Genomic DNA, 12443 nt, shown 5'->3' on the forward strand with positions numbered 1-12443 from the left:
CTTTTGAGCAAGACGTTTCCGCTTTTCTTTTTAGTTTAACATTTTTGATTTGTATTCAGCAAAATTGCCTTTGGATTTTTACAAGTTATGATTTGTCGTTACAATAAGGCAGAAAAATTATGCGATATAAATATATAGAAAGAAGATTGATTCTTATGCAAAAACGACTTTTATTTATTTTTATGCTGAGTACATTTGTTGTAAGTACTGTAGAACTAATTATTACTGGGATTCGGAGTTAAATGTGAGTAAATCATTATCAGGTAGCCATAACGATTTATGCATGTTCTTTAACAATAGTAGCGCAAGTTTTAGCCGTTAAAACAGCAAAGCTAGAACGAAAAAAGGCTCTTTTAATATCCTTAGCAATCTATACTTGTAGGAATATTGTTTCCGCAGTTAGTTCCTCTTATTCCATGCTTGCAGGTGTTCGCGTTACCACAGGACTGGCGGTCGCTTTATTTATTGTGTCGTGTTATCTAACTAAGGAGAATTTAGGACTCGTCTATATGGGATATAGTCGGCGATATTAATATGTCTTGTCTTAATCATCTCTTCCTACCTGAAACAGAGGGCGCTGCCTTGAAGGCGCAACCCTTTTAACAGTTACAGCTGTATGGTTAGCTGCTCATTATGTTGTATATTCTTATATTAGCCCAATGATGACAGATAACGATTATTCATTAGCAACTGTTAGCTTTATACTATTGCTTACAGCGGTTCCTGGTACGCTAAGGTACTTGGAAGTCGGAGGTAGTTTGTCTGAGTATGACTCCATAGGCCCGCGGAGTACACTGTGGAAAGCTGCGGCTTTTTATGATAGCTTTGCTGTTATACGTGCATCTTCTTTACCATATATACTTTTATTCAGTATTGTCGTTTTTATTAGGAACTTCGTTCAATGCTCTACTAATCCATTCAAAGAATGCTGACTTTCATTAAATTTAACTATCAGAATCGGGCTCGGTGCCTTAATTGGTGGTGTGATTATTCATCATAGCGGCTTACATTATTCACTTTTACAGCAGCTACAATGGCCGTCATACCATTGGTATTAATAAGAAAAATCCATGCTTCGCCACAGTAGTTAGACGAAGCATGGACCTTTATGCACTTTGGTTAGCTTTTGTTCCATTCCACCATCGGATCATTAACACCTGGATCAAGCGGCATATGAATCATCTCAATCGATCGCTCTTCCTTTGGTAAAGCAAGTTCTGTATAGATCATCCCGGAAGTGCCAAGCCCAACTGCTTTTGCATTTTCGAGTGACCCACAGTAAAAGACTTTATTTATTCCTGACATATATATGGCGGCCATACACATTGGGCATGGCTCCCCACTTGCATACATTGTATATCCACTCAAGTCTAGCGTCTGCAACTCAGTTTGTACTTTGCGTATAGCAATGAGCTCCGCATGACCACTTACATCAAATGTACGATGAAGCTCATTCACACCTTCTGCTACTACTGTTTTATCTTTGACAAGCACTGCTCCAAATGGCTGACCGCCTTCTTTTACATTATTTAAAGCGAGTTCTACTGCTTTTTTCATGAATTGATCCAAATCGAACCCCTCCTGAAAATTATTATAAAACAATTAATTTTTCTAATGCCAATGGCTCAATATACACGCCATCTTTGTATGCTCTCATATTCCCACCAGAAATCTCATCAATTAGCGTAATTTTCTTTTCTTCACCTACACGGCCAAACTCTAACTTAATATCGAATAGCTCTATGCCTTTTTCGGCTAGTTGTTCCCGTACAATACCACTAATTTTCACAGTTAAATCCTTCATTTCCTCATATTCTGCAAGCGTCAAAATACCAAGCATGTCCAACGCGTCTGCACTGATCGGTGGGTCCTGACGGTCATCATCTTTCAGCGTCACTTCTACAAACCCATCTAGACCTTGACCCTCCCGCACGTACATACCATATCTTCGCAAGAAGCTGCCAACTGCTTTATAACGGCAGATTACCTCTAATCCTTTACCGAACATTTTTGCCGGTTGCACAATCATTTCTGCCTTTTCAATATCCGCATCCACATAATGAGTCGGAAGACCCTTTGCTTGTAAAATTTCAAAGAAATACTTCGTTAATCTTAGCCCCGCTTTTCCGGCACCTTCCATTTGCAAGCCGACTGTATTTGCTCCAGGATCAAAGACCCCGTCTTCACCAGTCACATCGTCTTTGAACTTCAATAAATAGTTTCCATCCTCAAGCGAAAATACATTTTTTGTTTTTCCTTGATAAATTAAATCCATTTGGCATTCCTTCTCCCCTGCAGAAATTTGAACATATACTGATTATAACAAAAAAAGTGGAACACTACCCACTACTCGGAAAAATCATATAGAATTACTTTTAAAGACAGTAATAATACATTTATCAATTTCTCTGAAAGGAAGTTTTTCCATGCAACTAGATATATTTCATAAAAAGATATATGACACATTTGATTATCTCCATGCCAATCCTGAAATTAGTTGGAAAGAGCACAACACAACAGAATTTATAAAAGATCAGCTTGAAAAAGCAGGCTGTATTGTCCAAACTTTTAAAGATTGTACGGGAGTAATCGGAGACTTTGGTACCGGCTCTGAAGAAACCCCAGTCATTGCGATACGTGCTGATATGGACGCACTTTGGCAGGAAGTGAATGGCACATATAAGGCTAATCATTCCTGTGGTCATGATGCACATATGACAATGGTACTTGGTGTCCTTTGGAAGCTAGCGGCTGATCCAGCAATCAAAGAAAAAGTTTCCGTTCGGTTTATTTTTCAACCTGCTGAGGAAGTCGGGAAAGGAGCAATTGCATTAACAGAAATGGGAGTTGTCGAAGGTGTCGACTATTTATTTGGCATTCATTTACGTCCAAGCGCAGAGACATCAAATGGCTTTGCTGCCCCCTCTATTATCCATGGTGCAACTGGTGCGATTGAATGTGAAATTATTGGAGAAGATGCTCATGGAGCAAGGCCGCATTTAACAAGTAACGCGATTGAGATCGGGATGCATATTGTCAATCTACTTAATACCATTCACCTGAATCCGACTGTGCCTCACTCTATAAAAGTAACAAAATTTCATTCTGGTGGAAAAAACACAAATATTATTCCAGGCCAAGCTTCTCTCTCCTTTGATTTGCGTGCGCAAACAAATAAACATATGAAACTGCTACAAAAAAAAGTGTACAATATTCTTGAAACAACACAACAGCTGTTCGACTCGAAAATAATCATTACAAATGATTACGCTCTTGCGGCTGCGGAAGTAGATCTAGATGCAGAGGAAATTGCTAGGCAAGCGATTGTGAATGTATTAGGTGAGAGGTTTATAGTTCCACCACTCCTTACCCCTGGCGGCGATGATTTTCACTTCTATACCATCAAAAGACCATCTCTAAAAGCAACGATGATTGGCCTAGGTTGTGATTTGAAACCCGGCCTTCATCACCCTAATATGGCTTTTGACAAGCAGGCACTCTTCAATGGTATTAATATCCTTACAGAAATAATTTTATTAACAAGTCTGAAGAAATTAGTTTAAAATATTCTTACTTTCATCAATACCACTGTCTACTGATGGCGGTATACTACTAGACCTTTAAATAATAGTCATCAACATTAAGGAGAATTTTTTATGATCGCAGGCTTGTTTAGCTTTATATAAGAATGAGATCAAAAAACACTAAAGACCACGATAAATCTTATTCTTGGTCTATATACAGCAAAAAAAGAAGCCGGAAAAGGATGAAGTATATCCCTAATCGGCTTCTTTTTTTATCTATTAGTATTTTCTAGTAATACGAACATAAGTCGTAAAATTGTTATTATTTATATATTGTTTAATTTTATTATGTATGGGCCTTTATTCTAATGATCGCAAATTTATCAATATATGCGCTCTAATCAACGGACTGAATTCACATTAATTAAATTTGGAGCGGGTGAAGGGAATCGAACCCTCATCATCAGCTTGGAAGGCTGAGGTTTTACCACTAAACTACACCCGCATTGCAATATTTTTTATGGGGCGACTAGTGGGGATCGAACCCACGATGTCGGAGCCACAATCCGATGCGTTAGCCATTTCGCCATAGCCGCCACGTATTTCACATCAAATATTAAATGGTGGCTCAGGACGGAATCGAACCGCCGACACAAGGATTTTCAGTCCTTTGCTCTACCGACTGAGCTACTGAGCCACTATGTATATTCCAAAAATGGCGGTCCCGACGGGAATCGAACCCGCGATCTCCTGCGTGACAGGCAGGCATGTTAACCGCTACACCACGGGACCTTTAAATTATTGGTTGCGGGGACAGGATTTGAACCTGTGACCTTCGGGTTATGAGCCCGACGAGCTACCGAACTGCTCCACCCCGCGACGATAAAGATAATAAATAAACTATGGAGGAGGAAGAGGGATTCGAACCCCCGCGAGATTTGACTCCCCTGTCGGTTTTCAAGACCGATCCCTTCAGCCAGACTTGGGTATTCCTCCGTATAAATGGACCCTGTAGGACTCGAACCTACGACCGGACGGTTATGAGCCGTCAGCTCTAACCAGCTGAGCTAAGGGTCCACTATACTACTAACATTAAAATATTCATTCTCGATAGCGGCGGAGGGAGTCGAACCCACGACCTCACGGGTATGAACCGTACGCTCTAGCCAGCTGAGCTACACCGCCATTTTCAAATAATATGATGAGCCATGCAGGATTCGAACCTGCGACCCTCTGATTAAAAGTCAGATGCTCTACCAACTGAGCTAATGGCTCAAAAATGCAAGAATACATGGTGGAGGATGACGGGATCGAACCGCCGACCCTCTGCTTGTAAGGCAGATGCTCTCCCAGCTGAGCTAATCCTCCATTTTAAAAGAATGATAATCCGCATATTTCTGCGTCAGTTTCATTCGGGCATACAATCACTTTCTTGAATTACCTGCTGCTTCTAATCCTTTAAATAAAATGGTGACCCGTACGGGATTCGAACCCGTGATACCGCCGTGAAAGGGCGGTGTCTTAACCGCTTGACCAACGGGCCCTATTCAAATGACATCAGTAAAACAAGAAAAAGAATAGCCCCTAAATGGGGCCTTGTGCCTGGCAACGTCCTGCTCTTGCAGGGGGAAACCCCCAACTACCATCGGCGCTGAAGAGCTTAACTACCGTGTTCGAGATGGGAACGGGTGTGACCTCTTCGCTATCGCCACCAGACTTGCACACGGATGTGCTGACTTCTGTGTTGCCACATGACGTGGCGATCTTAACAGAAGATCATTGAAAAGAACTTTTCATTCTTTCAAAACCAGATAAATGAGAAGGTAAACGTGTGAAACATCTTTTGAATCTAGCTCCAGCGCCCAGCCCCTCGAGGTCGCAAGCCATCTTGCTGTGGTGGCTAAAAATCTGCCTCCTCGCAATCTGTCTTGCGCTTGTCGGGGCTACCCGGGCGCTTCCGTTTTTTACTTTAGATTAAGTCCTCGATCGATTAGTATCCGTCAGCTCCATGTGTCACCACACTTCCACGCCGGACCTATCAACCTGATCATCTTTCAGGGATCTTACTAGCTTGCGCTATGGGAAATCTCATCTTGAGGGGGGCTTCATGCTTAGATGCTTTCAGCACTTATCCCTGCCGCACATAGCTACCCAGCGATGCTCCTGGCGGAACAACTGGTACACCAGCGGTGCGTCCATCCCGGTCCTCTCGTACTAAGGACAGCTCCTCTCAAATTTCCTGCGCCCACGACGGATAGGGACCGAACTGTCTCACGACGTTCTGAACCCAGCTCGCGTACCGCTTTAATGGGCGAACAGCCCAACCCTTGGGACCGACTACAGCCCCAGGATGCGATGAGCCGACATCGAGGTGCCAAACCTCCCCGTCGATGTGAACTCTTGGGGGAGATAAGCCTGTTATCCCCGGGGTAGCTTTTATCCGTTGAGCGATGGCCCTTCCATGCGGAACCACCGGATCACTAAGCCCGACTTTCGTCCCTGCTCGACTTGTAGGTCTCGCAGTCAAGCTCCCTTGTGCCTTTACACTCTGCGAATGATTTCCAACCATTCTGAGGGAACCTTTGGGCGCCTCCGTTACTCTTTAGGAGGCGACCGCCCCAGTCAAACTGCCTGCCAGACACTGTCTCCCAGCCGGATCACGGCTGCGGGTTAGAATGTCAGTACAGCAAGGGTAGTATCCCACCAGTGCCTCCACCGAAGCTAGCGCTCCGGTTTCTACGGCTCCTACCTATCCTGTACAAGCTGCACCAACATTCAATATCAGGCTGCAGTAAAGCTCCACGGGGTCTTTCCGTCCTGTCGCGGGTAACCTGCATCTTCACAGGTACTATAATTTCACCGAGTCTCTCGTTGAGACAGTGCCCAGATCGTTGCGCCTTTCGTGCGGGTCGGAACTTACCCGACAAGGAATTTCGCTACCTTAGGACCGTTATAGTTACGGCCGCCGTTTACTGGGGCTTCAATTCGCACCTTCGACCGAAGTCTAAGCGCTCCTCTTAACCTTCCAGCACCGGGCAGGCGTCAGCCCCTATACTTCGCCTTGCGGCTTCGCAGAGACCTGTGTTTTTGCTAAACAGTCGCCTGGGCCTATTCACTGCGGCTCATCTGGGCTATTCACCCAAATGAGCACCCCTTCTCCCGAAGTTACGGGGTGATTTTGCCGAGTTCCTTAACGAGAGTTCTCTCGATCACCTTAGGATTCTCTCCTCGCCTACCTGTGTCGGTTTGCGGTACGGGCACCTATTTCCTCGCTAGAGGCTTTTCTTGGCAGTGTGGAATCAGGAACTTCGGTACTAAATTTCCCTCGCCATCACAGCTCAGCCTTAGAGTGAAGGATTTACCTCCACTCCAGCCTACCTGCTTGGACGCGCATATCCAGCAGCGCGCTTACCTTATCCTCCTGCGTCCCCCCATTACTCAAACGGAAATAAGGTGGTACAGGAATATCAACCTGTTATCCATCGCCTACGCCTTTCGGCCTCGGCTTAGGCCCCGACTAACCCTGAGCGGACGAGCCTTCCTCAGGAAACCTTGGGCATTCGGTGGAAGGGATTCTCACCCTTCTTTCGCTACTCATACCGGCATTCTCACTTCTAAGCGCTCCACTAGTCCTTCCGGTCTAGCTTCACAGCCCTTAGAACGCTCTCCTACCATTGACACCAGAGGTGTCAATCCGCAGCTTCGGTGATACGTTTAGCCCCGGTACATTTTCGGCGCAGAGTCACTCGACCAGTGAGCTATTACGCACTCTTTAAATGATGGCTGCTTCTGAGCCAACATCCTGGTTGTCTAAGCAACTCCACATCCTTTTCCACTTAACGTATACTTTGGGACCTTAGCTGGCGGTCTGGGTTGTTTCCCTCTCGACTACGGATCTTATCACTCGCAGTCTGACTCCCATGGATAAGTCTTTGGCATTCGGAGTTTGTCTGAATTCGGTAACCCGTTGAGGGCCCCTAGTCCAAACAGTGCTCTACCTCCAAGACTCTAACCATGAGGCTAGCCCTAAAGCTATTTCGGAGAGAACCAGCTATCTCCAGGTTCGATTGGAATTTCACCGCTACCCACACCTCATCCCCGCACTTTTCAACGTACGTGGGTTCGGGCCTCCAGTAAGTGTTACCTTACCTTCACCCTGGACATGGGTAGATCACCTGGTTTCGGGTCTACGACCTCATACTTATTCGCCCTATTCAGACTCGCTTTCGCTGCGGCTCCGTCTCTTCAACTTAACCTTGCATGAAATCGTAACTCGCCGGTTCATTCTACAAAAGGCACGCCATCACGCATTAACGCGCTCTGACTACTTGTAGGCACATGGTTTCAGGATCTATTTCACTCCCCTTCCGGGGTGCTTTTCACCTTTCCCTCACGGTACTGGTTCACTATCGGTCACTAGGGAGTATTTAGCCTTGGGAGATGGTCCTCCCAGATTCCGACGGGATTTCTCGTGTCCCGCCGTACTCAGGATCCACTCTGGAGGGAACGAAGTTTCGATTACAGGGCTGTTACCTTCTCTGGCGGGCCTTTCCAGGCCTCTTCGTCTACCCCGTTCCTTTGTAACTCCGTATAGAGTGTCCTACAACCCCAAGAGGCAAGCCTCTTGGTTTGGGCTTTTCCCGTTTCGCTCGCCGCTACTCAGGGAATCGATGTTTCTTTCTCTTCCTCCGGGTACTTAGATGTTTCAGTTCCCCGGGTCTGCCTTCTATTTCCTATGTATTCAGAAATAGATACTACTCCATTACGAGCAGTGGGTTTCCCCATTCGGAAATCTTCGGATATAACGCTTGCTTACAGCTCCCCGAAGCATATCGGTGTTAGTCCCGTCCTTCATCGGCTCCTAGTGCCAAGGCATCCACCATGCGCCCTTTCTAACTTAATCATTTGGCCGAAAATAAGCGGCACATATCTTCGTCAGCTTCCCTCACTCCCATCCTCACGTATTGCATACGCTACGGTGGTCGCTCAGTCGCTTCCTCGAACTGCTTGCTTCTTTTCACCCAATATTTAAAAAGGTCATACATACTTACGGATACAATCCATAAGGTGATGTTTCTCGGTTTATTGCTTCTCATTTTATCTGGTTTTCAAAGAACGAATAATAAGAGAGTTTAACCTCTCAAAACTGAACGAAACAAAAACGTCTGTTTATGTTGGCACCGCGGCCAACAGTTTCCTTAGAAAGGAGGTGATCCAGCCGCACCTTCCGATACGGCTACCTTGTTACGACTTCACCCCAATCATCTGTCCCACCTTCGGCGGCTGGCTCCCGTAAGGGTTACCCCACCGACTTCGGGTGTTACAAACTCTCGTGGTGTGACGGGCGGTGTGTACAAGGCCCGGGAACGTATTCACCGTGGCATGCTGATCCACGATTACTAGCGATTCCGGCTTCATGCAGGCGAGTTGCAGCCTGCAATCCGAACTGAGAATGGTTTTATGGGATTAGCTAAACCTCGCGGTCTTGCAACCCTTTGTACCATCCATTGTAGCACGTGTGTAGCCCAGGTCATAAGGGGCATGATGATTTGACGTCATCCCCACCTTCCTCCGGTTTGTCACCGGCAGTCACCTTAGAGTGCCCAACTGAATGCTGGCAACTAAGATTAAGGGTTGCGCTCGTTGCGGGACTTAACCCAACATCTCACGACACGAGCTGACGACAACCATGCACCACCTGTCACTCTGTCCCCCGAAGGGGAAATCCCTATCTCTAGGGTGGTCAGAGGATGTCAAGACCTGGTAAGGTTCTTCGCGTTGCTTCGAATTAAACCACATGCTCCACCGCTTGTGCGGGCCCCCGTCAATTCCTTTGAGTTTCAGCCTTGCGGCCGTACTCCCCAGGCGGAGTGCTTAATGCGTTAACTGCAGCACTAAAGGGCGGAAACCCTCTAACACTTAGCACTCATCGTTTACGGCGTGGACTACCAGGGTATCTAATCCTGTTTGCTCCCCACGCTTTCGCGCCTCAGCGTCAGTTACAGACCAAAGAGCCGCCTTCGCCACTGGTGTTCCTCCACATCTCTACGCATTTCACCGCTACACGTGGAATTCCGCTCTTCTCTTCTGCACTCAAGTCCCCCAGTTTCCAATGACCTTCCACGGTTGAGCCGTGGGCTTTCACATCAGACTTAAAGGACCGCCTGCGCGCGCTTTACGCCCAATAATTCCGGACAACGCTTGCCACCTACGTATTACCGCGGCTGCTGGCACGTAGTTAGCCGTGGCTTTCTGGTCAGGTACCGTCAAGGTACCGGCAGTTACTCCGATACTTGTTCTTCCCTGACAACAGAGTTTTACGATCCGAAAACCTTCATCACTCACGCGGCGTTGCTCCGTCAGACTTTCGTCCATTGCGGAAGATTCCCTACTGCTGCCTCCCGTAGGAGTCTGGGCCGTGTCTCAGTCCCAGTGTGGCCGATCACCCTCTCAGGTCGGCTACGCATCGTTGCCTTGGTGAGCCGTTATCTCACCAACTAGCTAATGCGCCGCGGGCCCATCTGTAAGTGATAGCCGAAGCCATCTTTCAACCTTCCTCCATGAGAAGAAAGAAATTATCCGGTATTAGCTCCGGTTTCCCGAAGTTATCCCAGTCTTACAGGCAGGTTGCCCACGTGTTACTCACCCGTCCGCCGCTAACTTCCGGGAGCAAGCTCCCTTCCATTCGCTCGACTTGCATGTATTAGGCACGCCGCCAGCGTTCGTCCTGAGCCAGGATCAAACTCTCGTTAAAGTGTTTGTAGCTCATTTGCTGGTCTTACATGTATTACTTTTTGACGTTTCTGTTTTGTTTAGTTTTCAAAGAACTTTTTAGGACAGAAGACTATCTTACCATCTCGTCTCTACTATGTCAAATACTTTTTTCAGCTGATTATCTTTCCTCAGCAGCAACTGATTAACTTACATCAGCGACAGTTATTAATATTACTCTATTAAATTACATAAGTCAACACATATTGTAAAAAAAAGAAGCTAATATATTTATTGCGTAAAATTGCGATTAAGTCACTAAGGATTATACGCTATTAAAAATAATTGCATATTATATGAAGTAACACGTCAAATATTCGTAGTGAGCGAAAATACACAGCGATGAAAAACCAAATATATTCTAGACCCAGTAACCTCAGATTCTAGAACATTATGGATTTACAATATTAGATTAGATTCTAATTACGATGTTCGAAGGTACATTCACTAAAAATCTTTTATGTAAGATAGCAGCGAGTTAATTTATTATTTAAAGATAAAATAGTTCTGACATAATTCTACTTGCCGCCAAGGTCAGTGCTATCCAGAAAAAATAATCATATCTCGATCTTTATAAACCACATTGGTTTAATACTCGGCCGAGGTTGAGTTTACATTAATTACAGACAGGTATATGTTAGTGCATTCCAATGTTTATGTGTGGTTTATTCTATAAGTAGTCTCATTTGATATATAAATTATGAGCATGTATATTGTTCAGCTGACACTTTTTCACAAAAAACTTAGACAAGTTTTTTTGTAAGCATTTTTTGTTGTTATTCCAGTTATTTTCTCTTTCAACCCTATAATTCATTGCTATAATTAATTCATTATTGTACTCTACAAAAGGAAGTACGATTTTTCAATCAATTAGAAGGAGGACATTATGATTTTCAAAGAGCAATATGAAGCCATCAAAAATATTGGTACATCTATCTTCAATAATCCAGAGCTTGGTTATAAAGAAGATAAAACAAAAAGAACTGTTTCTGATTTTCTCACAAGCGTGAACCCTGAAATAGAGTTAGAAGAGTTTAGTACGACTGGCCTGAAAACCTCCTTAGGTAAATCCAAAAAATTTAACATCGCCTTCATCGCAGAGCTTGATGCAGTTTATGCTCCTTCCCACTGGTGTTCTGATAAAGATACTGGCGCTGCGCATAATTGCGGACATTATACACAAGTAGCCATTGCGCTAGCTTTGTATAAATACCTCTATGAATCCGAAGCATACAAAAAGTATGATTTTCAAATTACTTTTATTTTTATTCCCGCGGAAGAATATTTAGATTTAACTTATCGCGATCAGTTAATGAAGGAGAACAAAATATCCTATTATGGCGGAAAGCCAGAAGCCATGAAATTAGGCGTTTTTGATGATATCGATATCGGCATTTGTGTCCATGCAATGGGTGGAGAATTTCCTGAACGAACAATTGAAGTCAACTGCGATCTAGCTGGATTTTTGTATAAAAAATACACTTTTCAAGGCAAAGCAACACATGCTGGATTTGATCCTTTCTCTTCAAAAAATGCATATAGCATGTCCACTTTATTCAATGTCGCATTAGGCCTTTCCCGTCAACAGTTAAAAGACGATGAAATGGTTAGATTAAATCCAATTGTAATGGATTCGGACATGTCTACAAATGTGATTCCAAATCAAATTACAGTAGGATCCGACTTACGAACACAATCGGTCACTTATATGAAGGAAGTTGCTTTAAAAATGGATGATGCAGCTAAAGGCAGTGCCATGGCTCTCCAAGGAGAAGTCTCACTGCATACACAGATGGGGTACCTACCCTTTGTTCAAAATCGCTATTTATCAGAATTCGTTAAAGAAGCATTTAATAAAAATGAAGAAATCACAAATATTTTAAATGAAAATGCCATTAGCGCTGCTGGCGACATCGGAGACCTTTCATTTATGATTCCTTGCATTCAAATTGGTTATAGTGGTTTTACCGGAACGATACATGGTGATGATTTTAAAGATATCGATCCTGAGTATATTTATGAAACTTTCCCTAGATTTTTAGCTTCTGTTTTAGCGCAATTGAACGGAAATATTGATCCGTCTAAACTTTATAGAAGATCATATTCAGAATATGAAAAGTTGATCCAATCAATCATCGAATAACTTAA

The 12443-nt window shown here is 44.3% G+C and carries 4 protein-coding genes, 11 tRNA genes and 3 rRNA genes; 2 read left to right on the plus strand and 16 right to left on the minus strand.

Features of this window, described 5'->3' with window-relative positions:
* Positions 1–1119 precede the first annotated feature (1119 nt).
* A complete protein-coding gene (locus tag MHB53_RS14745; protein WP_340919688.1) occupies positions 1120–1569 on the minus strand; it encodes a nucleoside deaminase in 450 nt (149 codons plus the stop codon).
* Positions 1570–1591: 22 nt separating this feature from the next.
* Complete coding sequence (locus tag MHB53_RS14750) at positions 1592–2275, minus strand: phosphoribosylaminoimidazolesuccinocarboxamide synthase (protein WP_340919690.1); 684 nt, start codon at positions 2273–2275, stop codon at positions 1592–1594.
* Between the two features lie 151 nt (positions 2276–2426).
* Here MHB53_RS14750 and MHB53_RS14755 point away from each other — a divergent pair, with 151 nt between their 5' ends.
* Positions 2427–3563, plus strand: coding sequence for a M20 peptidase aminoacylase family protein (locus tag MHB53_RS14755; RefSeq protein ID WP_340919692.1), 1137 nt, complete (start codon positions 2427–2429; stop codon positions 3561–3563).
* 392 nt (positions 3564–3955) lie between these two features.
* On the opposite strand, the gene MHB53_RS14760 is transcribed toward MHB53_RS14755, so the two are convergent.
* The 14 genes from MHB53_RS14760 to MHB53_RS14825 all read right to left on the minus strand — a co-directional run bounded on the left by MHB53_RS14760 (position 3956) and on the right by MHB53_RS14825 (position 10278).
* A tRNA-Gly gene (locus MHB53_RS14760) sits at positions 3956–4029 on the minus strand.
* A 16-nt stretch (positions 4030–4045) separates the two neighbouring features.
* Positions 4046–4120: transfer RNA gene (locus tag MHB53_RS14765), tRNA-His, on the minus strand.
* A 25-nt stretch (positions 4121–4145) separates the two neighbouring features.
* Positions 4146–4221: transfer RNA gene (locus tag MHB53_RS14770), tRNA-Phe, on the minus strand.
* Between the two features lie 19 nt (positions 4222–4240).
* Positions 4241–4316 (minus strand) — tRNA-Asp (locus MHB53_RS14775).
* A 10-nt stretch (positions 4317–4326) separates the two neighbouring features.
* Positions 4327–4403: transfer RNA gene (locus tag MHB53_RS14780), tRNA-Met, on the minus strand.
* Positions 4404–4427: 24 nt separating this feature from the next.
* Positions 4428–4520 (minus strand) — tRNA-Ser (locus tag MHB53_RS14785).
* Between the two features lie 7 nt (positions 4521–4527).
* Positions 4528–4601, minus strand: a tRNA-Ile gene (locus MHB53_RS14790).
* Positions 4602–4635: 34 nt separating this feature from the next.
* A tRNA-Met gene (locus tag MHB53_RS14795) sits at positions 4636–4709 on the minus strand.
* Between the two features lie 17 nt (positions 4710–4726).
* Positions 4727–4799 (minus strand) — tRNA-Lys (locus tag MHB53_RS14800).
* Positions 4800–4816: 17 nt separating this feature from the next.
* Positions 4817–4892: transfer RNA gene (locus MHB53_RS14805), tRNA-Val, on the minus strand.
* A gap of 100 nt (positions 4893–4992) precedes the next feature.
* Positions 4993–5067: transfer RNA gene (locus MHB53_RS14810), tRNA-Glu, on the minus strand.
* A gap of 57 nt (positions 5068–5124) precedes the next feature.
* Positions 5125–5240 (minus strand): 5S ribosomal RNA (gene rrf, locus MHB53_RS14815).
* Between the two features lie 254 nt (positions 5241–5494).
* A 23S ribosomal RNA gene (locus MHB53_RS14820) occupies positions 5495–8427 on the minus strand.
* Positions 8428–8726: 299 nt separating this feature from the next.
* Positions 8727–10278 (minus strand): 16S ribosomal RNA (locus MHB53_RS14825).
* Together the 16S, 23S and 5S rRNA genes with 11 tRNA genes alongside form the textbook arrangement of a ribosomal RNA operon.
* 903 nt (positions 10279–11181) lie before the next feature.
* Here MHB53_RS14825 and MHB53_RS14830 point away from each other — a divergent pair.
* Positions 11182–12438, plus strand: a complete 1257-nt coding sequence (locus tag MHB53_RS14830) for a M20/M25/M40 family metallo-hydrolase (RefSeq protein WP_340919694.1) — start codon at positions 11182–11184, stop codon at positions 12436–12438.
* The last annotated feature ends 5 nt before the right edge of the window (positions 12439–12443 follow it).

Source organism: Bacillus sp. FSL K6-3431 (assembly GCF_038002605.1).
Lineage (GTDB): Bacteria > Bacillota > Bacilli > Bacillales > Bacillaceae_C > Lederbergia.

Excerpts from the sequence above, each read along its gene's own strand:
- MHB53_RS14750 (WP_340919690.1), bottom strand. The coding sequence starts at position 2,275 with ATGGATTTAATTTATCAAGGAAAAACAAAAAATGTATTTTCGCTTGAG.
- MHB53_RS14755 (WP_340919692.1), top strand. The coding sequence starts at position 2,427 with ATGCAACTAGATATATTTCATAAAAAGATATATGACACATTTGATTAT.
- MHB53_RS14830 (WP_340919694.1), top strand. The coding sequence starts at position 11,182 with ATGATTTTCAAAGAGCAATATGAAGCCATCAAAAATATTGGTACATCT.